We start from the raw sequence: 23,001 nt of genomic DNA on the forward strand, positions 1-23,001 counted from the left end.
CTTAGTACGCGAAGGAGAGCTTGTCGCTCTCTTCGGAGTCGTCGACGCCGTCGGCCTCGTCCGGATCACCCGGGGCGTCCGGGCCTTCCAGCACGTAGCGGCGTTCCAGCATGAACCAGACGACGCCGAGTGCGCCGTACAGGACGGTGAAACCGATCAGGGTGGCCAGCACCGAGCCGGCCGAGTTGGACAGCGAGACACCGTCCTGGACCAGCATGTGCACCTTGAGCGGGTCGGCCTGGTCGGGGTTCGCCCAGTTGGGGACGACGACCCACGGCTGACGGCCCATCTCGGTGAAGATCCAGCCCGAGGCGTTCGCGAGGAACGGGGTGGGCAGCAGCCACAGGCAGATGGTGCCGAAGCGCTTGGGCACCTCGATCCGCCCCTTCCGCAGGTACCAGAGACCGCCGAGCGCGACGATCACCGAACCCAGCGCCCAGAAGATCATGGCGCGGAAGCTCCAGTAGGTGACGAACAGGTTCGGGGCGAAGTTCTGGCCCTGCATCTGGACGCCGCCGTCGGCGAACGCCTTGGTGTACTCCTCCTGCAGCTGCCGCACGCCCTTGACCTCACTGTGGAAGTCGCTGTCGGCCATGAAGGACAGCATGTTCGGGATGGTGATGACGTGCTCGATGTGGTCGCAGTTGTTCTGGCGGCCGATGCTCAGCACCGAGAAGCCGGCACCGACTTCGGTGTCGCAGAGCGATTCGGCGGCGGCCATCTTCATCGGCTGCTGCTTGAACATCAGCTTGGCCTGCATGTCACCGGTGATGATCAGGCCGACGCCGGCGACGATCACGGTCCACAGCGCGAATTTGGCGACCGGGCGCCACAGCGCCTTGTTGTCGGCGAACAGCCCGTCGGCGTCGACGCCGGCCTGGCTCGGCGCGGTGGTGACCGGTGCGTCACCGGCCTGCAACTGCTTGGCCCGGTAGGTGTTGCGGGCCAGCCACCACAGGCAGACGACGGCCACGAAGGTGGCGGCGGTCAGCCAGGCACCGAGCACGACGTGCGGGAACGCCAGCATCGTCGTGTTGTTGGTGAGCACGGCCAGGAAGTCGTTCATCTGGGGGCGCGCCAGCTTGTCGTTCCATTCGATGCCCACCGGGTGCTGCATGAAGGAGTTGGCGGCGATGATGAAGTACGCCGAGGCGGTGACGCCGATGGCGACCAGCCAGATGGATGCCAGGTGGGCGGCCTTGGGGAGCTTCTTCCAGCCGAAGAACCAGAGACCCAGGAAGGTCGATTCCAGGAAGAAGGCGACGAGCGCCTCGAAGGCGAGGGGTGCGCCGAACACGTCGGCGACGAAGCGGCTGTACTGGCTCCAGTTCATGCCGAACTGGAACTCCTGCACGATGCCGGTCGCGACGCCGAGGGCGAAGTTGATCAGGAAGACCTTCCCGAAGAACTTGGTGGCGCGGAGCCAGGCCTCGTTGCCGGTGCGGAACCACACCGTCTGCATGATGGCGATCATCGGTGCCAGACCGATGGTCAACGGCACCAGGATGAAGTGGTACACGGTGGTGATGCCGAACTGCCACCGTGAGATGTCGACGAGGTTCACTCGTGTCTCCCGTTTCAGGTCTCCGCGGTGCCGGGGCTGCGGCACCGCGGCTTACTACCGTAGGTAGTACGCCGAGAACCACGTTACGGCGCTGCGACGGGATAGAGAACCCGTTCGGGACCAAAGGCCCGGGTGGGTGGCATCACAGCGGCGGACCGGGTGTTTCCGGTGGTGAGACGCCGTCAGCCGATCGCCTGATCGGCGAGCGCGGCCACGTCGATCCCCCCGCGGTCCAGGGGTGTCCCGTCGAGGGAGCGGACGGGGGCGGCGAGGGTCACCGAGGACAGCAACCAGACGGCATCGGCGGCGGTCAGGTCGGCGACGGTGACACGGTCGGCGCGCACGGCGAGTCCCGCGGCCGCGGCCTGATCGAAGACGGCGGCGACGGTGATGCCGGGCAGGATCCCCCCGTCGGCGGGCGGGGTGACCAGGGTGCGGCCGGTGACGACGACGACGTTCGAGCGGGTGCCCTCGAGGACGGCGCCGTCGGTGGACAGGAACAGCGCCTCGCCCGCCCCGCGTTCCCGGGCGTAGCGGGCGGCGGCGGCGTTGCGGGCGTAGCTCAGCGACTTCACTCCGGTCAGCTCCCACGCGGGGGCGTCGCCGCGGCGCCCGGTGGCGAGTGTGATCACGTCCAGACCGTCGCGCCGTGCGCCGGCCACCCCGGCACCGACCGGGCCGACCGTCACATAGGCGGTGGGGACGCCGGGGACGCTCTCCCGGCCGCGCGTGTAGACGATCCGCGCCATACCGTCGCCGTCGCCCCGCGACGACCATTCGCCGGCCGCGGTCAGCGCCGCCGCCCGCAGACCGTCGATGTCGGGCGCCGGGAGCCCGGCCGTCTGTGCACCGAGGGCGAGACGCTCGAGATGCCGCTCGAGCAGTCGCGGGCGACCGTCACGCACCAGCAGGGTCTCGAACAGCCCGTCGCCGTGCAGCACGCCGAGGTCGTCGGCGTGGAGCAGCGGCTGCTGCGGGTCGAGCACCTGCCCCCGAGCGGAGACCACCATCATCGTCACCGGTTCAGATTCCCACATCGCTCGTAGACTGGGGCACATGCCGGACACCGCTGCGACTCCGTCGCCGATCCTCCTCGCTCATCCCGACGCCGTTCCGACTCCGGAGGACGACCTGAGCCCGGGCGTCGCCTGGCACTACGGCGATCCGCTCGGCGAGCAGCGGGCGGCGGCCACCTCGGCCGCGATCGTCGACCGTTCCGATCGTGCGGTGATAGAGATCCCCGGCGACGACCGCCTCACCTGGCTGCACAGCTTCGTCAGTCAGGACGTCGCGAGCCTGGGCGACCGGATGTCCGCCGAGAGCCTGTCCCTGGACGGCAACGGGCGCGTGGAGGACCATTTCGTCCTCACCGATGTCGACGGCACCACCTGGCTGGACACGACTCACGACCGTGGCGCTCCCCTCCTGGAGTACCTGCAGCGAATGGTGTTCCGTGCCGACGTCGCGCCCGGCCCCCGACCGGACATGCATGTGCTGACTCTGATCGGCCCCGCGGTCCGGACCGGCGCGATCGCCGAGCTTCTGCACATTCCGGCCGATGCACCGGTCGGGAAGGCGGGCGATCTGCCCGAGATGCATCACGAGGAGGAGCCGCTCGGCTTCTGGCGGATCATGCCGCCGACCGGTGAGGACCGCAGCATTCCGGTGGTCGACGTGGTGGTTCCCGACTATCAGGTCCTGCAGTTCTGGAAGGAACTGACCGAGGCCGGCGCACGGCCGGCGGGCGCCTGGACGTCGGAGGCGATGCGGGTGGCGGCCATGCGGCCGCGTCTGCGCCTGGACACCGACGACCGCACCATCCCGCAGGAGGTCGATTGGATCGGCGGCGCGGACGAGCAGGGTGCGGTGCACCTGGACAAGGGCTGCTACCGCGGCCAGGAGACGGTGGCCCGGGTGCAGAATCTGGGCCGGCCGCCGCGACGGCTGGTGCTGCTGCATCTGGACGGTTCGGCGTCGTACCGGCCGGTGGTCGGCGATCCGGTGAGCCTCGACGGCCGGACGGTCGGACGGGTGGGCACCGTCGTCGACCATTTCGATCTCGGGCCGATCGCTCTGGCGCTGGTCAAGCGCTCGGTGCCGGTGGACGCGAACCTGCAGGTGGGCGGCCAGGACGATCCGTGCGCGGCACGCATCGATCCGGACCGCTACACCGATGACGACGCCGTGCCGCCGGGCCGCGCGGCCGTCGACCGTCTGCGAGGACGTTGACGCGCCCTCCAGGCCCCGAACCCGCAGGTCAAGACCCACAACGCGCCCAACTGCCCCGGCGGCGGCATTAATTTCGCATAAGCGGTAGACTGTTCGCAGGAACATAACTGACGAGTAGAACGGGGCCGCCACCAGAAATGGCCGCCCCGTCATTGTGCGAGGGGGTCCCCCATGGGCCGTGGCCGGGCAAAGGCGAAGCAGACGAAGGTCGCTCGTCAGCTGAAGTACTCCACCCATCAAACCGATCTCGAGCGGCTCCAGCAGGAGCTCGCCGGCGGTAACGGATCCTCGAGCCAGTCCGACCAGTGGACGGATGAGGATCCGTACGCGGAGGACGAGTGGAAGCGCGCCTGAGCGCTTCGTGATCTGCCCGCCCGAGGGGCGAACGATTTCTTGCTGGAACCCTGCGCTCACCGAGCGCGGGGTTCTTTGCGCCCCACGCTCGCTGAGCCCGCGCACGCTCGTTGAGCCCGTCGAAGCGAGCTCCTTTCGACAAGCTCAAGGAGCGTAGGCCCGCACTTGTCGAAGCGAGCTCCTTTCGACAGGCTCAAGGAGCGTAGGCAGCGTGGGGCCTGCTCAAGGGGCGTAGGGGGGGCTACAGTCCACTGTCATGGACGACACCCCGACCGGACGTCTCATCACGCTGCACGACGGCGTGGTCACCGCGACGATCGCGCCGGTCGGTGCGGCGCTGCGCGGTCTGACGGTCGACGGGGTCCGGGTGGTGCCCGACTATCCGCACGACGTCCCCGCGCCGGGCTGTGCCGGGACCGTGCTGGTGCCGTGGCCCAACCGCATCCGGGACGGCCGGTGGGACGACGGACGGCAGCAGCTGGCGATCACCGAACCCAAGTACGGCAACGCCAGCCATGGACTGTTGCGCTACACCGAGTACGCCGTGGCGTCGCGGTCCGATGCGAGCGTGACGCTCGCCGCCGACGTGTACCCGCAGCTCGGCTATCCGTTCTGGTTGCGCACCCGGGTGACGCATGCGGTGGAGGCGGCCGGCGTGACGGTCACCCACGAGGTGCAGAACGTGGGCAGTGCTTCCGCACCGGTGGGGATCGGGGTGCACCCGTATCTGACGATCGACGATCCGGAGAGTCCGGTGTCCGCTGACGACATCCTCGTGCGGGTGCCGGCCGCGGAGTACTACCTCACCGATGACCGCATGCTGCCGACCGGTGTCGCCCCGGTCGCCGGCACACACGCCGATGTCCGCGACTACCGCCCGTTGTCGCAGCTGACACTGGACACCGGGTACCGCGCGACTGCGGCGGCATCCGGATCACGGTTCGAATCGGTACTGAAGGCACCGAACGGCAGCACCGTCGGCCTCTGGCAGGACGCGTCCTTCGGCTATGTGCAGGTGTACACGAAACCGGACTTCCCGGGGATCGACGGACCGCTTGCGACCATCGCGATCGAACCGATGACCTGCGCGGCCGACGCCTTCAACAGCGGCGACGGCCTGCGCTTCCTGGAACCCGGGGACACGTTCACGGCCCGGTGGGGCATCACGTTCGCGAGATAGCCGCGCCCGGCCCCCGGTCGGGATCAGAAGCGGGCGTATTCGCCGACCAGGTCCACCGAGGCGGGACCGTTGCCGCGCTTGATGGTGCCCAGCACCCAGTTGTCGACGTGGCGCGCGGTCAGGATGGCCTGGGCGCGGTCGGTGTCCTCGGGCGCGACGACGGCGACCATGCCGACGCCCATGTTGAAGGTGCGCTCCATCTCGGCGCGGTCGACCCGGCCGCGCTGGGCGATCATCGAGAACACCGGGGCCGGCGTCCACGAGCCGCGCTCGAGCTCGGCTTCGACGCCGGACGGGAGGACCCGCGACAGGTTGTCGGCCAGTCCGCCGCCGGTGACGTGGGCGAAGGTGCGCACGTCGGTCTCAGCGGCCAGCGCCAGACAATCCTTGGCGTAGATGCGGGTCGGTTCGAGCAGCTCCTCGCCGAGGGTGCGATCGAACTCCTCGACGTGGCCGTCGAGCGGCATCTTGGCCTGCTCGAGCAGCACGTGGCGGGCCAGCGAGTAGCCGTTCGAGTGCAGACCGGTCGAGCCCATGGCGATCACCACGTCACCCGGCCGGACGCGGTCCGGTCCGAGGATGGCGTCGGCTTCGACCACACCCACACCGGTGGCGGAGATGTCGTAGTGGCCGTCCTCCATCAGGCCGGGATGCTCGGCGGTCTCGCCGCCCAGCAGCGCACAGCCCGCGTCGTGGCAGCCGTCGGCGATGCCCTTGACGATGTCGGCGACCATCTCCGGCACGACCTTGCCGATGGCGATGTAGTCCTGCAGGAACAGCGGTTCGGCACCGCAGACCACGAGGTCGTCGACGACCATGGCGACCAGGTCGCGGCCGACGGTGTCGTGCACGCCCATGGCCTGCGCGACGGCCAGCTTGGTGCCGACGCCGTCGCTGGAGGCGGCCAGCACCGGCTCCTTGTAGTCGCCTTTGAGTGCGAACAGGCCGGCGAAGCCGCCGAGGCCGCCCATCACCTCGGGACGGGTGGCGCGCTTGGCGTGCGGAGCGAACAGTTCGACGGCGCGTTCACCGGCGTCGATGTCCACTCCGGCGGCGGCGTAGGACGCGCCTGCTGCGGGGCCGTCGTTCATGGTCGTTGCACTCCTGAGTTTCGTCGTCGGCGGGCCGACGGGGACGCGTCCACGGTACTCGAACGCGCTGGGGCCTCCGGCCCCGGATGCGTGCGTCCGGCTACGGACGCATCACCGCGCTGACGTTGTCGTTGGTGGCGGTGAGCGGATCGATGATCTCGTCGGCGGACGAGTTCTTCATCATCGTCTCCAGGACCGCCTTGCCCATGGAGGTCTCCTCGGGCAGACCGATCGGATACTTGCCGTCGAAGCACGCGCAGCACAGCTGGTCGGCCGGCTGCTCGGTGGCCGCCACCATCTCGTCGACGGACAGGTAGCCGAGGGAGTCGGCGTCGATGGCTTTGCGGACGCCGTCGACCATGCTCTCCTCCGATTCCATGCCGTTGGCGATGAGTTCGGCCGGGGAGGCGAAGTCGATGCCGTAGAAGCAGGGCCAGCGGACGGGCGGCGACGCGATCCGCACGTGCACCTCGGCGGCGCCGGCCTCCCGGAGCATCCGGATCAGCGCCCGCTGCGTGTTGCCGCGGACGATGGAGTCGTCGACGACGATCAGCTTCTTGCCGCGGATCACTTCTTTGAGCGGGTTGAGCTTGAGCCGGATACCGAGCTGGCGGATGGTCTGGCTGGGCTGGATGAAGGTGCGGCCGACGTAGGCGTTCTTCATCAGGCCCTGGCCGTACGGGATGCCCGATTCCTGCGCGTAGCCGACGGCGGCCGGGGTGCCGGATTCGGGGACCGGGATCACCAGGTCGCCTTCGGCCGGGTATTCGCGGGCGAGGCGACGGCCGATGTCGACGCGGGTCGAATGCACCGAACGGCCGTTGATGACGCTGTCGGGGCGGGCCAGGTAGACGTATTCGAAGACGCAGCCCTTCGGGGTGGCCTCGGCGAAGCGCTGGCTGCGGACGCCGTTGGCGTCGATGGCGAGGAGTTCGCCGGGCTCGATGTCGCGGACGAACGAGGCGCCGACGATGTCGAAGGCGGCGGTCTCCGAGGCGACCACCCAGCCGCGATCGAGGCGTCCGAGGCTGAGGGGACGGATGCCGTGCGGATCGCGGGCGGCGTACAGGGTGTTCTCGTCCTGGAAGGTGAGGCAGAACGCGCCGCGCAGCGTGGGCAGCAGTTCGAGCGCGGCCTGTTCGAGGGTCTTGTCGGCGGCCTCGTAGGCGAGCAGGGCGCCGACGACGTCCGAGTCGCTGGTGGCTCCTTCGCTGGCGCCGTAGATGCCGAGTTCCCGGGCCCGCTGGGCCAGCTCGGCGGTGTTGACGAGGTTGCCGTTGTGGCCGAGGGCCACCCCGTTGCCGGCGGCGGTGTGCCGGAAGATCGGCTGGGAGTTCTCCCAGGTGGTGGAGCCGGTGGTCGAGTAGCGGCAGTGGCCGACGGCCACGTGACCGATCATGGAGGCGAGCGTCTGCTCGTCGAACACCTGGGAGACCAGTCCCAGATCTTTGAAGACCAGCACTTGGGCGCCGTCGCCGACGGAGATGCCGGCGGCCTCCTGGCCGCGGTGCTGCAGCGCGTAGAGGCCGTAGTAGGCGAGTTTGGCGACGTCTTCGCCGGGCGCCCAGACTCCGAACACACCGCACTCTTCGCGAGGCTCGTTCTCGGGTTCATCGAGGTTCAGCAGATTCGGCGAGTGGATGGACGGATCGGTCACCACGACGCTCCGATCTTTCTGGGCCGGACGGGCGTACTCCCAGAGTTTACGTGCTGGATGCGCTGGTTCCTAACGCTGCGCGCCGTTATGTGACGCGGACGATCGGCAGGAATGCCGCGATGTCTGCGGCACGGTGCCCGGAGACGCTGACCCGATGCTCGTCGACGGCGTCGGCGAGGTCGAGGAGGCCGGTCGCCAGCAGCAGCCATTCACGGGGTGCGCATTCGAAGACGTTGGGAGGGGTGCCGCGGGTGTGCCGGACGCCTTCCAGGCATTGGACGGCGACGAACGGTGGCACCCGGACCTCGACCGTGGCTCCGGGTGCGTCCTGCGCGAGGGTCCGGGCGGTGGTGCGGACGGCGGCGGCCACCTGGGCGCGCGGCGGGGCCGGCAGTGATTCGTCACGGAGCCAGTCGGCGACGGCCAGGACCGCTGCCCGCGTCTCGTGGGGGTCCACCTTCTTCGTCGCCACACCCGACAGCCTAGTGAGGTCCGGTCGTAGGCTGACCGTGTGAGCCTCACCGCCGACCTGCACACGCACACCGAATACTCCGACGGCACCGATTCGATCGCCGAGTGGTTCGCGGCTGCCCGGGCGGCGGGTCTGACGACGATCGCACTGACCGACCACGACACGGACGGCGGCTGGGACGAGGCGCGTGCGCTGGTGCCGGCCGGAATGCGGGTGATCCCCGGGACGGAGTTCTCCACCAAGCATCCCGGCCCGGACGGCGAGCTCGTCTCGGTGCATCTACTCGGCTACCTGTTCGATCGTGACGATCCCGCGGTGGTCGCCGAGTGGACGCGGATGCGCGACGAGCGGGCCGGACGCGGCGGCCGGATCGTCGAACTGCTGGTCGACGGCGGCTATCCGATCTCGCTGGAGCGGGTGCAGGAGATCGCGGGACCGAGCTCGATCGGCCGTCCGCACATCGCCCGGGCGTTGATGGAGGCCGGCGCGGTCGGCTCGGTCGGCGAGGCCTTCGACGATCTGCTGCACGACGGCAGCCCCTACTACGCCGCGCTCCGCTCGACGTCGCTGATCGAGGGCCTGGAGTTGATCACCGGAGCCGGCGGCGTGCCGGTGATCGCCCATCCGCGGGCCCGGGCCGCGGCCGCGGTCCTGACGCCGGAGGTGTTCGCCTCCCTGGTCCCCCACGGTCTTCGCGGCATTGAGGTGGACCATCCCGATCACGACGACGACGCCCGCGCCGAGCTGCGCGGCATCGCCGCCGACCTGGATCTTCTGACGACCGGTTCGAGCGACTATCACGGCGCCAACAAGACTCTGCGGATCGGCCAGGAACGCACGCCGGATGCGGTGGTGGAGCAGATCATCGCTCTCGGCCGCACCGAGCCGTTCGGAGGCTAGGCCTTCGTCGCGGCGGCGAACCACCGGGTGGTGGCCGGGGCGAGCGCCAGACCGAGGGTGACGATCGGGAACGCGAGGGTCAGGACGAACCCGATTCCCATGCCGCCGGCGAACGCCGGGCTGAGGTCGTCGCCGACGAGGTCGTCGACCATCTTCTTGATGAAGACGAACCGGACGATCCAGGCGACGAGGTGCAGCAGGCAGCCCGCCATCACGAGGTAGCGGCCGGCCTGCTTGCGCAGGAACACGAGGATGCCGCCGGCGCCGAGGAACACCAGGGTGACCAGACCCGCCACGACCTGGAGGGTGTCCAGATGCTGGTAGCCGGTCGGCACACCGGCCGGCTCCGAGCCGAGCGCGGTCGCGATCAGCACCAGCATGTGCACCACGCCCAGCAGGGCCAGAACACCGACGGCCTTGGCGGTGGCGCCGCTGACCTGCGGCGCCACCGGGGCGAGCGGGCCGACCGGCGGGAACTGGGGAGCCGGGGTGTACTGGACGGCACCGGCCATCGGCGCGTACCCGGCGGCGATCGGGTGCGGCTGCGGCGCGAACGCGGCGACCGGATGGGCCACGGTCGGGGCGTCGGGCGCCCACGGCTGGTCGTTGCGGGGAAAGTCGGTGGTCATGATGTCTCCTCGTACTCGCTGGGGTCGGGAGTAGGACGGGTACGGGGCACCGGAATGTTCCCGGCGTGACGTGATCCGTTGCGCCGCGGCGGGCCGGCTCTTTCCGGCACCATGGCTTCATGGGCGAGGACGTGCGCCGTCAGCAGTTCACCGGGGCCGATCGGGTCCGGTTCCGCTCGCAGGTCTCCCGCGGCAACGACGCGATCGCCCGGATGCTGGCCGACGGACTGTTCACCGATCACGGCCGTCCACCGGAACCGCTGCTCGGCATGGAGGTGGAGCTCAATCTGATCGACGGTGCGGCGAATCCGTCGATGGCCAACGCCGAGGTGCTCGACGCGATCGCCGATCCGGACTATCAGACCGAGCTCGGGCAGTTCAACATCGAGATCAACGTGGCGCCGCAGCCGTTCGTCGGCGGCGACACCGTCAGCCTGGAACAGGCACTGCGCACCTCACTCAACCGTGCAGAGGAGCGAGCCGCCACCACCGGCAACCATCTGGTGATGGTCGGCATGCTGCCGACCCTGCGCACCGAGCACTTCGCGCAGCACTGGATCTCGGCGAATCCGCGCTATGCGCTGATCGACGAACAGATCTTCGCGGCCCGCGGCGAGGACCTGGAACTCGACATCACCGGGGTCCCTCTTCACGACGGCGAACCCGCCGAACGGCTGCACACGACGTCGGACTCGATCCTTCCGGAGGCGGCCTGTACGTCGTTGCAACTGCATCTGCGGGTGGCCCCGGAAGATTTCGCCGCGCACTGGAATGCGGCGCAGGCCGTCGCCGGCGTGCAGGTGGCACTCGCCGGCAACTCGCCGTTCCTGGCCGAGAAGGCGCTCTGGCACGAGACCCGCATCCCGGTGTTCGAGCAGGCCACCGACACGCGACCACTCGAACTGAAGAATCAGGGCGTCCGGCCGCGCGTGTGGTTCGGGGAACGCTGGATCACCACGATCTTCGATCTGTTCGAGGAGAACATCCGCTACTTCCCCGCCCTGCTGCCGGTGTCCACCGACGTCGACCCCCTGGCCGAGCTCGACGCCGGCCGCATTCCGCAGCTCGACGAACTGCGGTTGCACAACGGCACCGTGTACCGGTGGAACCGACCGGTGTACGACGTCGTCGACGGCCGCGCACACCTGCGCGTCGAGAACCGGGTTCTGCCGGCGGGGCCGACGGTCGTCGAGGTCATGGCGAACGCCGCCTTCTACTACGGCGTGGTCCGCGGGCTCGTGGAGACCGACCGTCCGCTGTGGTCGCAGATGTCGTTCGACGCCGCCCGCGAGAACCTGGCCGTCGGAGCCCGCTACGGCATGGACGGCAACCTGTACTGGCCGGACGTCGGCTGGGTGCGGCCCGATGAGCTGGCGTTGCGGCGGCTGCTGCCCCTGGCCGATGCCGGTCTGCGGTCGTTCGGGGTCGGAGAGAAGGCCCGGTCCCGGTATCTGCAGATCCTGGAGGGGCGTTGCGTCACCCGGCAGACCGGCTCGGTGTGGCAGCGGCGGGCCGTCGTGGCGCGGGAAGCGGCCGGTGAGTCACGACGCCGTGCGCTGCACGGCATGCTGTCCGACTATGTGACGCTCATGCACCAAGGCGAGCCGGTCCACACCTGGCCGGTCTAGGTGCCGTAGCCGCCGGTGGTGTGCGAGACGGTGTCGACCGAATCGAGCCAGACGAAGAAGACGACGGCCGCGATGATGAACAGCACCAGTCCGATGCCCATCGAGATCCACGCCCACATCGCCCACTTGCGGGAGTCGTCGGCCGCCTTCTGGGCGGCGGCGGTCTGGCCCGTGTTCCACAGGTTGGTGACCGAGCTGCCCTTCGAGATGCCGAGGATGCCGAAGATCAGCGGAACGATGCCGACGATGGCGCCGTAACAGGTGACCGCCATGATCGCCGAGATGACGGTGGCGACGATCGCGGAGGTCTGGCCGGTCTGCGGCGGCGGACCCATCGGATTCGGAGCCGGGTACGCGACGCCGTACGGCTGCGCACCGTACGGGGCGGCCGCGTACGGCTGGCCGGGCATCGCGGCGGGGTACGACGGCACGGCCGGCGGGACCGGAGCGGCCGGCTGTGCGGGGGCCGAACCGTAGGTCGGCACACCCGGCGGAACCGGCGGCACCGAACCGTCGGCCTGCACCGGCGGGGTCGGCTGGCTGTACAGCTGCGGCGACGGATCCGGCGTGTACGGCGTGGTCGGCGGAACGGCCGTGGGATCGGGCGTCGCGGCATCCGGCGTCGAGGCGTCAGGCACCGCGGCATCCGGGGCCGGGTACGGCGACCATTCCTGGCCGTTACCGCCCTGATCGGGCGACTGGGGATCAGTCATGTCAAACCTTCAAGCTTTCGAATGGTGGAAACGGCAGATTTCTGATGACGGTCCAGACGAGTGTCACGACAAGGATCGTCATCGGTACGAAGCGATATGCCAACACGTTCCGGATCGGTCGCCCGCGCCAGAGCCCGATCGTGTACATCGTGAACGACACCGCCAGCAGGAGCAGTATGCCGACTGCGAAGGCGTTGTAGTGGAGCGCCGCACCGAGATCGCCGTCGAGGAGTGAATACACGGCGCGGGTTCCTCCACAGCCCGGGCAGTCGAGATGGAGGACCGAGTGAATCGGGCAGCTCGGGAGAATCCCGCCGGGCCTCACCGGGTCGGCGAACCACACGACGGCACCCACAGCGGCCGCGCCGGTCAGCACGGTCGCCGGCGCGATCACCGGATGCCGCCACGCCGCCGACACACCGGCGGCCACGCGGCTTCCGATCGTCGTCGCCGTGATCGTCATCGAGGATCAGTACGAGGTCGAGGTGCTGTTGAAGTCATAGTAGCCCACGTGCCAGTTGGCCGCGACCGCCACGATGATGAAGATGATCCACAGCACGACGGTCACGCCGAGGACGATCCAGGCGATCTTCGAGAACTTCTTGGCGTCGTCTGCAGCGGCCTGCGCACCGGGGGCGTTGCCCATCGACCAGAGACCACTCACGGAATTGGCCTTCACGATCGCGACCACACCCAGGATTCCGGCGATCACGCTGAAGCAGTTCGCGCAGGCGAGGAGAAAACCGAGAACGGTGACCACGATCGCCGACGCCATGCCCGGATCGGGAGCGCCGGCCCCCGTAGCCGGATACTGAGGTGCTGCGCCGTACTGGGGCGCGGCGCCGTACTGCGGTGCACCGTACTGGGGCGCGGCGCCGTACTGCGGTGCACCGTACGGGGGGACCTGGCCGTACTGGGGACCAGCACCAGGCTGCGCACCGTACGGAGGAACCTGCCCCGGCTGCGGAGCGCCGTAGGCCGGGGGCTGATCGCCGGGCACACCCGGGTTCTGCGACGGGTCAGGGGTTCCCGGAGTTCCGGGAGGGGGCGTGGTCATGTACGGCCATTTCCTCTCAAGGACGAGTAAGTACGCAAAGCGTAACCGACACCACACCGTCCGCCCACCGACAGGTGGAGCACACCCTACGAACGACCGACGCCCGTCACCGGGCCCGGACGCGGGTCAGCCGAACAGTGCCGGCAGCGTGCCCTCGTACACCTGGCGCAGTTCGTCGAGCTTGACCTCGAACTGGTCCTGCACGGCGAGCGCGTCGCTGCCCTGATCGACGACGCCGATCCGGGTCCACGGCATCTGGCGGGCGTCGAGCATGGCGCAGAAACGCGACTCCTCGGTGCGCGGCACCGCGACCAGCACGCGGCCGGCCGACTCGGAGAACAGCCACACGAACGGGTCCGCGTCCTCCGGAAGGAGGATCCGGCAGCCGGTCTCGCCGGCCAGCGCCGACTCGGCGACCGCCTGCAGCAGGCCGCCCTCGGACAGGTCGTGCGCGGCCGACACGAGACCGTCGCGCGATGCGGCCACCAGGATCTCGCCGAGCAGCTTCTCGTGGTCCAGATCGACTTCGGGCGGAACGCCGCCGAGATGGTCGTGCTCGACCTGCGCCCAGATGGAGCCGTCGAACTCGTCGCGGGTCTCACCCAACAGGATCAGGGTCTCCCCCGGCTCGGTGCCGAAGCCGGTCGGAATGCGGCGGTCGACGTCGTCGATCACGCCGAGCACACCCACCACCGGGGTCGGGAGGATCGCCGTCGCGCCGGTCTGGTTGTAGAAGCTGACGTTGCCGCCGGTGACCGGGATGCCGAGCTTCGCGCAACCGTCGGCCAGGCCGTGCACGGCCTGCTCGAACTGCCACATGACGGCCGGATCCTCGGGGGAACCGAAGTTGAGACAGTTGGTGACGGCCTTCGGGGTCGAACCCGAGGCGGCCACGTTGCGGTAGGCCTCGGCGAGCGCCAGCTGCGCACCGCGGTACGGGTCGAGGAACGTGTACCGGCCGGAGGCGTCGGTGGAGATCGCGATGCCGCGGCCGGTGGTCTCGTCGATGCGGATCATGCCGGAGTCGGCGTGCTCGGCCAGCACGGTGTTGCCGCGCACGTACCGGTCGTACTGCTCGGTGATGAACTTGCGGCTGCACAGGGCCGGGCTGGCGAGCAGTTCGAGGAACGTCTCCCGCAGTTCGTCGGCCCCGGACGGGCGCGCCAGGCCGGCCGTGGTCGAGGCGATGACGTCGTCCTGGGTGTCGGGCCGCTGGACGGGACGGTGGTAGACGGGGCCGTCGTGGGCGACGGTGCGGGGCGGCACGTCGACCACGCGATCGCCGTGCCAGTCGATCTGGAGGTGGTCGCCGTCGGTGACCTCGCCGATGACGGTGGCCAGCACGTCCCACTTGCGGCAGACCTCCATGAACGCGTCCACGTCCTCGGGCTTGACCACCGCGCACATGCGTTCCTGCGACTCGCTGGACAGCACCTCGGCCGGGGTCATGCCCTCGGCGCGCATCGGCACCTTGTCCAGGTCGATGTGCATGCCGCCGTCACCGGCTGCGGCCAGTTCGGAGGTCGCGCACGACAGTCCGGCGCCGCCGAGGTCCTGGATGCCGACGACGAGGTGTTCGCGGTACAGGTCGAGGCAGCACTCGATGAGCACCTTCTCGGTGAACGGATCGCCGACCTGCACGCTGGGCAGCTTCTTGCGGTTCGGTCCGGAGTTCTCACCGTCGTCGTCGAAGGTCTCCGATGCGAGGACGGAGACGCCGCCGATGCCGTCGAGGCCGGTGCGGGCGCCGAACAGGATGATCTTGTTGCCGGCGCCGGACGCGAACGCCAGGTGCAGGTCTTCGGTGCGCAGTACTCCCGCGCACAGGGCGTTGACGAGCGGGTTGCCCTGGTAGCTGGCGTCGAAGACGGTCTCGCCGCCGATGTTCGGCAGACCGAGCGAGTTGCCGTAGCCGCCCACGCCGCGCACCACGCCGTCGACGACGCGACGGGTGTCAGGAGCGTCGGCCGCACCGAACCGCAGCTGATCCATCACCGCGATCGGGCGGGCGCCCATCGCCATGATGTCGCGGACGATGCCGCCCACACCGGTCGCCGCACCCTGGTACGGCTCCACATAGCTCGGGTGGTTGTGGGATTCGACCTTGAAGGTGACGGCCCAGCCGTCGCCCACGTCCACGACACCCGCGTTCTCGCCGATGCCGGCCAGCATGCCGGCCTTCATCTCGTCGGTGGTGGTCTCACCGAAGTAGCGCAGGTGCACCTTGGACGACTTGTAGCTGCAGTGTTCGGACCACATCACCGAGTACATGGCCAGTTCGGCGTCGGTGGGACGGCGGCCCAGGATCTCGCGGATCCGCGCGTACTCGTCGTCCTTCAGTCCGAGCTCGGTGAAGGGCTGCGGCTGGTCGGGGGTCTCGACGGCGTGGGAAACGGTATCTACCTGGGCGCTCACACCGGACAGTCTATGTCAGCGCCGACGGCGCCTCGCGCCCGCCGTGGACCCGTTCCGTCCGCCGGGCCCGAGCGCGGAGAACGAGTAGTCGACTACCCGAACCGGCCCGCGGTCGCCACGCTTCGATCGAACCGTCAGGGTCGGTCAGAAAGACAGGAATCATCATGAAGCCACATCCCATCGATCGCCGTCGCGCGACGCTCATCGCCGTCGCTGCCGGCACGGGCCTCATCGTGTTCGGATTCGGTCAGGCCGACGCGTACGCCGACACCGTCTCGAACCCGACCGACGGCGTCGATCAGCTGATCTATCAGCCGCTCCACGACCTCGGTCAGCAGGTGTGGATGGAGAATCCCGCCGGGCAGACGCTCGCCGGATCGATCAACGGTGCGGCCGGAACCGTGCTGATCGGCAACGGGACCGACGGGACGGCGATCCACCCCGATGGCGGTCGCGGCGGACTCCTGTTCGGTGATGGCGGAAACGGCTACAGCGGCGCGGGCCGGGGCGGCGACGCAGCCCTCCTCGGCGACGGCGGGCGCGGCGGCGACGGTCAGGCCGGCACCGCAGGCGGGACCGGCGGTCGTGGCGGGATGCTTCTCGGTGACGGGGGTGCCGGTGGACGTGGAGGCGCCGGAACGGCCGGCGGGATAGGTGCCGCCGGAGGAACCGGCGGGTCTGCACCGGGCTGGTTCTTCGGTGTCGGCGGAGCCGGCGGCGCAGGCGGCGCCGGGGGTGCCGGAACGCGCGGCGACGACGGCATCGCCGGCGTCCGGCCTGGGCTCGGTGCCGCAGAGGGCGATGCCGGGAACGGAGCTCGCGGAGGCGACGGCGGCCCGGGCGGCGACGGCGGAGCCGGCACCGGTTTCCTCCTGTCCGCCGGAGGCGCCGGCGGGAACGCCGGGAACGGCGGCCGCGGCGGTGATGGCGGCAATGGTGCCGACGGGCAGATCGGCATGGGCGCCGGACTCGAGTCCGGCGCCGGCGGGACCGGTGGGGACGGGGGCGCCGGCGGAATACACGGCGGCGACGGCGGGCCAGGAGGCGGTCTGTTCGGCCTGCTGGGAGCAAACGGGGCGGCCGGCCGCTCAGGGGCGGTCGGCGGTGGCGGGAACGGCGGTCACGGTGGCAACGGCTCCGCCGGACTGGATGTGGGACCGGCCGGCACCGTCACGGTGACCGGAGGGATCGGCGGAGCAGGCGGCCGCGGAGACGCCACCGGGCACGGCGGTGGTGGCGGAGGAGGCGGCGGCAACGCCTATGCGGTCGGTGCACGGATCGACGGTAAGGCGGTCGGCGGTGCCGGCGGACGCGGCGGGGACGGCTCGGCGGCCGGGGCCGGAGGGATCGGCGGACACGGCGGTGATGCCGTCATCGGCGGATCCCCGTACGCCGGCGATTTCGCTCGTCTCTGGGCGCTGGGCGGCGATGGCGGGCACGGCGGTGTGAACCGCCACCCCGACGGCACGCCGTTCACGACCCCGACGACAGGCCATGGCGGCCGGGGCGGCGACGCCACTCTCGACTCGACGATCAGCCCGGACGCGCCGAGCGGTGCGACCGGAGTCCTGCAGGGAGGCGCCGGCGGCGATTCGACCGGAATCGGCAATGCCGGAGACGGCGGAGGGGCTTGGTTGTCGACGGGTGTGGAGATCGGCGCTCAGAACGATCCCGGCGGTAGCGCGGACGTCTACCAGACCGGCGGTCGCGGTGGCGACGCCGCAGACGCGGACGGCGGCAAGGGCGGCGATACGACCGCCATGGTCGCCGGCAACGGAAAGATCCAGAACTCCGCGCTGACAGGCGGCGCCGGCGGCTCCGGAATGGGTGGAGCGGGTGGTCGGGGCGGCGGCGCGATCTCGATAGCGCCGCCCGCCGCGTTCCTCGACGGAACGTCGGCGACCGGCGGACGCGGCGGCGACGGTGGACGGGGTGATTCCTCCGGAGCAGTGGGCGGTGCCGGCGGCAAGGGCGGAGCGGCCACGGTCCAAGGCCACTCCGGCACCTACACCACCGGCTCGGCGACCGGCGGGGACGGCGGACCAGGTGGGGACGGATCCGGCGCACCGGGCACTGCCGGTGCTCCAGCGACCCTCGGTTGAGAGTTGTCCACAACCCGCGTCGACGCGATGTGTTCACGCGGTCGATCGGTCTACCGTCGAAGTCATTCGGAGGTTCGGGGGGACCGTGAACGATCGTCGACGTTTCGCGCGCGACAACGTCCAGGCGGGTGTGATCGCACTGGGCGACGGCCAGACGGGCGAGGCCCGGGCGGCGTTCACCCGTGCCGCCGAAGCAGACCCGAGGATGGGCGATGCCCTGGCTGGGCCGGCTCGCGGCGGGCGACACCACCGGGGAGACGTTGTTCGGCCTGTATTCGGCGCGGGCGTCGATCGGCGCCGAACAGCGGCGACTCGGCCTGCCCGACCGGTGGCTGCGCGGCCGGGCGCCGACCGGGATGTTCGTCGACTATCCGGTGCACGACGCGACCGGCGCCGCCGTCGCCTACGCGGCGTCACTGCTGTCCGGCGACGATGCCGCCGGGGCGCACGCCGTCCTGGACGAGCTCTCCGGTGCGGCGCCGATCCTCGCGTTCTGCCGGGCCGCCGCCCACCTGAAGGATCACGACTGGAGCGCGGTGCTGGCCTCGTTGGCACGGATGGAGACCTGGGACGACGAATGCCTCGTCACCGCCGCCGAACTGATGGCCGGTACGGCCTGCGTCCAGTCGGGGTTGTTCGAGGAGGGTGTGCGCCGGCTGGAGAGAGCGCGCGGCGGCCCGTTGACGAACTGCCGCGCCCAGGCCGCGTTCACGATGGGACTGACCCGCCGGACGTGTGGCGACGAGCCGGCCGCCCGCGCCCTGCTGCAGGAGGCCGTCGCACTCGATCCCGGCCTGACCGAGGCGGCCACCGCGTTGGCCGATCCGGCCTACCGGCTTCTGCTGCCGTCTGACGGCGCGCCGGCGGCGGACCCGCCGTCCGGGTCCGCCGCGCTCGAGGAGATCGACGCGGAACTGTCCCGCCACGTCGGCCTGGACGCGGTCAAACAGCAGGTGGCCCGGCTGCGGGCGACCGCACAGTTGGCGGCGGTGCGCGAGCAGCGCGGCCTGCGGACCGGTGACCGGTCTCTGCATCTGGTGTTCACCGGTCCACCCGGCACCGGCAAGACCACCGTCGCCCGCCTGGTCGCGCGGCTCTATCACGCGCTGGGGCTGCTGGCGACGGACCGGATGGTCGAGGCCACCCGCCGCGACCTGGTCGGCGAACACCTCGGCAGCACGGCACCCAAGACCTCCGCACTCATCGACCGGGCACTCGACGGGGTGCTGTTCATCGACGAGGCGTACACCCTGATCCAGGAGGGCCTGTCCGGTGGCGACGCGTTCGGTCGGGAGGCTCTCGACACCCTGCTGGAGCGGATGGAGACCCACCGCGACCGGCTCGTGGTGATCCTGGCCGGCTACGACGACGAGATCGACCGGCTGCTCGCCGCCAATGAGGGTCTCGAGTCCCGGTTCGGGCGACGGATCCGGTTCGACTCGTACACGGCCGCCGAACTCTCCCTGATCGCCGAATCCATGGCCGCCGGCCGGGATGCGCGCCTGTCGGCGTCGGCGGCCGCCGCACTGCACGCGGATTTCACGAGATTGTGGTCACCGGATGACCGTTTTCCCGTGGGATCGCGCGCACCGGTCGACGTCGCCGGCAACGCCCGCTACGTCCGCAACCTGATCGAAGCCGCCGAAGAGGAACGCGAACACCGGCTGGCGTCGTCCGCCGACCTGACCGCCCTGTCCGAAGCCGACCTGATGACCATCACCGGCGACGACGTGCAGGCCGCCCTGGCCCGAAGAGAACAACCACGGAGAGAACACTGCTGAGGGAACATCGGTGACGGCGACGACCGTCAGACCTGCATGAACCAATACCCCTACGGCTACGCCCCCGCCCCGGCATTCGCCCTGGCTCCGGTGACGCCGTACGACGTCCCGCACCTGCGGAAGCTCGACACCGTCCTGTGCGCGGTACAGCTGGCGATCCAGGTGGTCCTGGGCACGGTGGTGTCCGCGATTCTGCCGTTCGGGTCAGCCGGTGCCGGGCACTCGTGCCGGCTCGATCATCCGGTGTGCGACGTCACCTGGAGTCACGTCGCCGTCGTCGTCCTGCCGGTGTCGGTGGTGGTTCTGGCGGCCGTCGCGATCATCGGCGGGCTCGACCGTCGCCGTCACCGGCAGCTCGCCCGGCCGGTCCTCACGTGGACCTGCGTGGCGCAGACCGTCTTGATCACCGTGTGCAGCACCCTGGCCCTGACCGGCGTGTACCCGGCGTGACCGGCCCGGCGCACGGGCCCGCCGACCTACAGGCCGAGGTTGCGCAGGATCGCCGCGGCGTTGTCGGCGGGCGATCCGTCCTCCGGCTTCACCACGATGTCCGCGTTCTCCGGACGCTCGTACGGCGAGTCGATACCGGTGAACTGACTGATCTCGCCGGCCCGCGCCTTCTTGTACAGCCCCTTGGGGTCGCGGGCCTCGCACTCGTCGATGGGGGTGTCGAGGAAGACCTCGTGGAAGGGCAGCCCGGCCGCCTCATGGATCTCCCGTGCACGACGCCGCTCTTCGGCGAACGGACTGATCAGCGACACCAGCACCACGGCGCCCGAGTCGGCGAACAGGGCGGCCACCTCGGCGGTGCGGCGGATGTTCTCGCGGCGGTCGTCGTCGCTGAAGCCGAGGTCGGAGTTCAGTCCGTGACGCAGGTTGTCGCCGTCGAGCAGATAGGCGGGGCGGCCTTCGGCGATCAGGCGACGCTCCAGCTCCACGGCCAGCGACGACTTGCCCGACCCGGAGAGGCCCGTCATCCAGATGGTGGCACCCGAATGCGATCGTTGATCGCGGCTCACCTTGGTGCCCTGCCAGACGACATCGGTGTCGTGGGCGACGGGTCCGGTGATCATGCCGGCGGCGACGGTCGCGTTGGTCTTCTCGTCGATCAGGATGAAGCTGCCGGTCTGCCGGTTGCGCCGGTAGGGGTCGAACAGCAGCGGCTGCTGGGCGTGCAGGTGCACGCGGCCGATCTCGTTGAGTTCGAGAGACGACGCCTCCTGATCACGGTGCAGCGTGTTGACGTCGAGGCGGTAGTTGAGGCCGGCGACGGTCACCTTCGACTGCCGGGTGCCGCAGTTGATCAGGTAGGCCGACCCCGGCTGCAACGTGGTCGAGTCGGAGAACCAGCAGACCATCGCGTCCAGGTCGCGGTCGACGTGCGGCCGGTTGTTGGGCCGCACGATCATGTCGCCGCGGACGATGTCGATCTCGTCGGAGAGTTCCATCGAGACGGCCATCGACGCGAACGCCTCGTCGAGTTCTTCGCCGCCCGGCCCCCACAGCTTGGTGATGGTGGTGCCGAAGCCTCCGGGCAGGACGACCACCTTGTCGCCGGCCGCGAACACGCCGCCGCCGACGGTGCCCGCGTAGGCGCGGTGGTCGAAGCCGTCGCTGCGCTGCGGCCGGATCACGTACTGCACACCGAAGCGGGCGTCGATCAGGTTGCGGTCGGAGGCGATGTAGACGTTTTCGAGGTGTCCGAGCAGGGGCCGGCCGTCGTACCACGGCATCTCCTCGGACCGGTCGACCACGTTGTCGCCGCGGAGCGCGGAGATGGGGATGAACGTCAGATCGGTGACGTTGAGTTTGGCCGCGAAGGCGACGAACTCGTCGCGGATCTCCTCGAAGCGTTCCTGCGAGTAGTCGACCAGGTCCATCTTGTTGACGCAGATCGTCAGATGCGGGATCCCCAGCAGTGACGACAGGAACGCGTGCCGGCGGGTCTGCTCCAGCACGCCTTTGCGGGCGTCGATGAGGATGATCGCCAGGTCTGCGGTGGAGGCGCCGGTGACCATGTTGCGCGTGTACTGCACGTGCCCGGGCGAGTCGGCGATGATGAACTTGCGGTCCGGGGTGGAGAAGTAGCGGTACGCGACATCGATGGTGATGCCCTGTTCGCGTTCCGAGCGCAGCCCGTCGGTGAGCAGTGACAGGTCGGCGAACTCGTCGCCGCGCCGTGCGCTGGTGGCCTCGATGGCCTCCATCTGGTCGGCGAAGATGGACTTCGAGTCGTAGAGCAGTCGTCCGATCAGCGTGGATTTGCCGTCGTCGACGCTGCCCGCGGTGGCGATCCGCAGAAGTTCTCCGGCCATCAGAAGTAGCCCTCCTTCTTGCGGTCTTCCATGCCGGATTCGCTGATCCGGTCGTCGGCGCGGGTGGCGCCGCGTTCGGTGACGCGGGTGGCCGACACCTCCTCGATCACCTTCTCCGGGGTGTCCGCGTCGCTTTCGACGCAGCCGGTGCAGGTGGCGTCGCCGACGGTGCGGAAACGGACGCGCTCGGTGTACGACGTCTCGCCCGGATAGGTCTCCAGGAAGCGGGTCTTGGCGAGCAGCATGCCGTCGCGCGGGACCACTTCCCGATCGTGGGCGTAGTAGATGGACGGCAGTTCGATGTTCTCGGCGGCGATGTAGCGCCAGATGTCGAGTTCGGTCCAGTTGCTCAGCGGGAAGACCCGGATGTGTTCACCCTTGTGGTGGCGGCCGTTGTACAGGTTCCACAGTTCGGGCCGCTGGTTGCGGGGATCCCAGGCACCGAACGAGTCCCGGAAGCTGAAGACGCGCTCTTTGGCGCGGGCCTTCTCCTCGTCGCGTCGCGCACCGCCGAAGACCGCGTCGAAGCCGTTCTCGGTGATGCCGCGCAGCAGTGCGGCGGTCTGCAGCCGGTTACGGGAGGCGCCGGGCCCGGTCTGTTCGACGACGCGGCCGGCATCGATGTCGTCTTGGACGCTGGAGACGAGCAGGGTCACGCCGGTCTGTTCGACGACGCGGTCGCGGTAGTCGATGACTTCGTCGAAGTTGTGGCCGGTGTCGACGTGCATGAGCGGGAACGGCATGGGTGCCGGCCAGAACGCCTTGCGGGCCAGGTGGAACATCACCACCGAGTCCTTGCCGGCGGAGAACAGCATGCCGGGGCGTTCGAAGGTGGCGGCCACCTCGCGGAAGATGTGCACGGACTCGGCTTCCAACGCCGCCAGGTCCGACAGCTCGTAGCCGTGTTCGTCCAT

19 protein-coding genes and 1 pseudogene are annotated in these 23,001 nt (G+C 69.7%); 8 read left to right on the plus strand and 12 right to left on the minus strand.

All coding sequences use genetic code 11. The features are described 5' to 3' along the window. Window position 1: 1 nt before the first annotated feature. Complete coding sequence (locus QM774_RS08915; protein WP_414975537.1) at window positions 2-1,564, minus strand: cytochrome ubiquinol oxidase subunit I; 1,563 nt, start codon at window positions 1,562-1,564, stop codon at window positions 2-4. Between the two features lie 182 nt (window positions 1,565-1,746). Then, window positions 1,747-2,601: an aminodeoxychorismate lyase gene (locus QM774_RS08920; RefSeq protein ID WP_414975538.1), complete on the minus strand. Its 855-nt coding sequence runs from the start codon at window positions 2,599-2,601 to the stop codon at window positions 1,747-1,749. Between the two features lie 19 nt (window positions 2,602-2,620). Between QM774_RS08920 and QM774_RS08925 the strand changes: the two genes are divergently transcribed. The 3 genes from QM774_RS08925 (at window position 2,621) to QM774_RS08935 (ending at window position 5,327) form a co-directional block, all read left to right on the plus strand. Continuing rightward, window positions 2,621-3,793 (plus strand): YgfZ/GcvT domain-containing protein, encoded by a 1,173-nt coding sequence (locus QM774_RS08925; RefSeq protein WP_414975539.1) that lies wholly within the window; start codon window positions 2,621-2,623, stop codon window positions 3,791-3,793. Window positions 3,794-3,964: 171 nt separating this feature from the next. Then, window positions 3,965-4,147, plus strand: a complete 183-nt coding sequence (locus QM774_RS08930; protein ID WP_414975540.1) for a DUF3073 domain-containing protein — start codon at window positions 3,965-3,967, stop codon at window positions 4,145-4,147. Between the two features lie 256 nt (window positions 4,148-4,403). After that, window positions 4,404-5,327, plus strand: a complete 924-nt coding sequence (locus QM774_RS08935; RefSeq protein WP_414975541.1) for an aldose 1-epimerase family protein — start codon at window positions 4,404-4,406, stop codon at window positions 5,325-5,327. 23 nt (window positions 5,328-5,350) lie between these two features. Here QM774_RS08935 and purM read toward each other — a convergent pair whose 3' ends face one another. From purM to QM774_RS08950, 3 genes are all read right to left on the minus strand, one after another. Then, complete coding sequence (purM, locus tag QM774_RS08940) at window positions 5,351-6,418, minus strand: phosphoribosylformylglycinamidine cyclo-ligase (protein ID WP_414975542.1); 1,068 nt, start codon at window positions 6,416-6,418, stop codon at window positions 5,351-5,353. Between the two features lie 100 nt (window positions 6,419-6,518). Continuing rightward, the gene (gene purF, locus QM774_RS08945) at window positions 6,519-8,075 is read right to left on the minus strand and encodes an amidophosphoribosyltransferase (protein ID WP_414976627.1); all 1,557 of its coding nucleotides are present in this window, start codon (window positions 8,073-8,075) and stop codon (window positions 6,519-6,521) included. 85 nt (window positions 8,076-8,160) lie between these two features. Continuing rightward, a complete protein-coding gene (locus QM774_RS08950; protein WP_414975543.1) occupies window positions 8,161-8,547 on the minus strand; it encodes a sterol carrier family protein in 387 nt (128 codons plus the stop codon). A 39-nt stretch (window positions 8,548-8,586) separates the two neighbouring features. On the opposite strand from QM774_RS08950, the gene QM774_RS08955 reads away from it, so the two are divergent. Further along, window positions 8,587-9,447, plus strand: coding sequence for a PHP domain-containing protein (locus tag QM774_RS08955; RefSeq protein WP_414975544.1), 861 nt, complete (start codon window positions 8,587-8,589; stop codon window positions 9,445-9,447). Here QM774_RS08955 and QM774_RS08960 read toward each other — a convergent pair. Further along, the gene (locus QM774_RS08960) at window positions 9,444-10,076 is read right to left on the minus strand and encodes a hypothetical protein (protein WP_414975545.1); all 633 of its coding nucleotides are present in this window, start codon (window positions 10,074-10,076) and stop codon (window positions 9,444-9,446) included. The genes QM774_RS08955 and QM774_RS08960 overlap by 4 nt on opposite strands. Window positions 10,077-10,195: 119 nt before the next feature. On the opposite strand from QM774_RS08960, the gene QM774_RS08965 reads away from it, so the two are divergent. Continuing rightward, window positions 10,196-11,704, plus strand: a complete 1,509-nt coding sequence (locus QM774_RS08965; protein WP_414975546.1) for a glutamate--cysteine ligase — start codon at window positions 10,196-10,198, stop codon at window positions 11,702-11,704. Here QM774_RS08965 and QM774_RS08970 read toward each other — a convergent pair. The 4 genes from QM774_RS08970 to purL all read right to left on the minus strand — a co-directional run bounded on the left by QM774_RS08970 (window position 11,701) and on the right by purL (window position 15,889). Beyond that, on the minus strand, window positions 11,701-12,417 hold the full coding sequence (locus tag QM774_RS08970) for a hypothetical protein (RefSeq protein WP_414975547.1): 717 nt from the start codon (window positions 12,415-12,417) through the stop codon (window positions 11,701-11,703). The genes QM774_RS08965 and QM774_RS08970 overlap by 4 nt on opposite strands. 1 nt (window position 12,418) lies before the next feature. Then, complete coding sequence (locus QM774_RS08975; protein ID WP_414975548.1) at window positions 12,419-12,880, minus strand: DUF2752 domain-containing protein; 462 nt, start codon at window positions 12,878-12,880, stop codon at window positions 12,419-12,421. 6 nt (window positions 12,881-12,886) lie between these two features. Next, the gene (locus QM774_RS08980) at window positions 12,887-13,474 is read right to left on the minus strand and encodes a CD225/dispanin family protein (protein WP_414975549.1); all 588 of its coding nucleotides are present in this window, start codon (window positions 13,472-13,474) and stop codon (window positions 12,887-12,889) included. A gap of 126 nt (window positions 13,475-13,600) precedes the next feature. Further along, complete coding sequence (purL, locus tag QM774_RS08985; protein WP_414975550.1) at window positions 13,601-15,889, minus strand: phosphoribosylformylglycinamidine synthase subunit PurL; 2,289 nt, start codon at window positions 15,887-15,889, stop codon at window positions 13,601-13,603. Between the two features lie 164 nt (window positions 15,890-16,053). Here purL and QM774_RS08990 point away from each other — a divergent pair, with 164 nt between their 5' ends. The 3 genes and pseudogenes from QM774_RS08990 to QM774_RS09000 all read left to right on the plus strand — a co-directional run bounded on the left by QM774_RS08990 (window position 16,054) and on the right by QM774_RS09000 (window position 20,222). After that, on the plus strand, window positions 16,054-17,991 hold the full coding sequence (locus QM774_RS08990; RefSeq protein WP_414975551.1) for a PGRS repeat-containing protein: 1,938 nt from the start codon (window positions 16,054-16,056) through the stop codon (window positions 17,989-17,991). 85 nt (window positions 17,992-18,076) lie between these two features. Continuing rightward, window positions 18,077-19,772 (plus strand): annotated as a pseudogene (locus QM774_RS08995) (AAA family ATPase). Between the two features lie 36 nt (window positions 19,773-19,808). After that, entirely contained in the window at window positions 19,809-20,222 is a 414-nt protein-coding gene (locus tag QM774_RS09000) for a hypothetical protein (protein WP_414975552.1), read from the plus strand. 26 nt (window positions 20,223-20,248) lie between these two features. On the opposite strand, the gene cysC is transcribed toward QM774_RS09000, so the two are convergent. Together cysC and cysD are read right to left on the minus strand one after the other, a co-directional pair. Further along, window positions 20,249-22,087 carry an adenylyl-sulfate kinase gene (gene cysC, locus QM774_RS09005; RefSeq protein ID WP_414975553.1) on the minus strand — a complete coding sequence of 613 codons (1,839 nt, stop codon included), beginning with the start codon at window positions 22,085-22,087 and terminating at the stop codon, window positions 20,249-20,251. Continuing rightward, window positions 22,087-23,001, minus strand: coding sequence for a sulfate adenylyltransferase subunit CysD (gene cysD, locus QM774_RS09010; RefSeq protein WP_414975554.1), 915 nt, complete (start codon window positions 22,999-23,001; stop codon window positions 22,087-22,089). Before cysD ends, cysC begins: the two co-directional genes overlap by 1 nt.

Source organism: Gordonia sp. (in: high G+C Gram-positive bacteria), from assembly GCF_047600565.1.
Taxonomy (GTDB): Bacteria; Actinomycetota; Actinomycetes; order Mycobacteriales; family Mycobacteriaceae; genus Gordonia.

Excerpts from the sequence above, each read along its gene's own strand:
- QM774_RS08970 (WP_414975547.1), bottom strand. The coding sequence starts at position 12,417 with ATGACTGATCCCCAGTCGCCCGATCAGGGCGGTAACGGCCAGGAATGG.
- QM774_RS08935 (WP_414975541.1), top strand. The coding sequence starts at position 4,404 with ATGGACGACACCCCGACCGGACGTCTCATCACGCTGCACGACGGCGTG.
- cysD (WP_414975554.1), bottom strand. The coding sequence starts at position 23,001 with ATGGACGAACACGGCTACGAGCTGTCGGACCTGGCGGCGTTGGAAGCC.
- QM774_RS08980 (WP_414975549.1), bottom strand. The coding sequence starts at position 13,474 with ATGACCACGCCCCCTCCCGGAACTCCGGGAACCCCTGACCCGTCGCAG.
- cysC (WP_414975553.1), bottom strand. The coding sequence starts at position 22,087 with ATGGCCGGAGAACTTCTGCGGATCGCCACCGCGGGCAGCGTCGACGAC.
- QM774_RS08930 (WP_414975540.1), top strand. The coding sequence starts at position 3,965 with ATGGGCCGTGGCCGGGCAAAGGCGAAGCAGACGAAGGTCGCTCGTCAG.
- QM774_RS09000 (WP_414975552.1), top strand. The coding sequence starts at position 19,809 with ATGAACCAATACCCCTACGGCTACGCCCCCGCCCCGGCATTCGCCCTG.
- QM774_RS08960 (WP_414975545.1), bottom strand. The coding sequence starts at position 10,076 with ATGACCACCGACTTTCCCCGCAACGACCAGCCGTGGGCGCCCGACGCC.
- QM774_RS08965 (WP_414975546.1), top strand. The coding sequence starts at position 10,196 with ATGGGCGAGGACGTGCGCCGTCAGCAGTTCACCGGGGCCGATCGGGTC.
- QM774_RS08920 (WP_414975538.1), bottom strand. The coding sequence starts at position 2,601 with ATGTGGGAATCTGAACCGGTGACGATGATGGTGGTCTCCGCTCGGGGG.
- QM774_RS08925 (WP_414975539.1), top strand. The coding sequence starts at position 2,621 with ATGCCGGACACCGCTGCGACTCCGTCGCCGATCCTCCTCGCTCATCCC.
- QM774_RS08990 (WP_414975551.1), top strand. The coding sequence starts at position 16,054 with ATGAAGCCACATCCCATCGATCGCCGTCGCGCGACGCTCATCGCCGTC.
- QM774_RS08975 (WP_414975548.1), bottom strand. The coding sequence starts at position 12,880 with ATGACGATCACGGCGACGACGATCGGAAGCCGCGTGGCCGCCGGTGTG.
- purM (WP_414975542.1), bottom strand. The coding sequence starts at position 6,418 with ATGAACGACGGCCCCGCAGCAGGCGCGTCCTACGCCGCCGCCGGAGTG.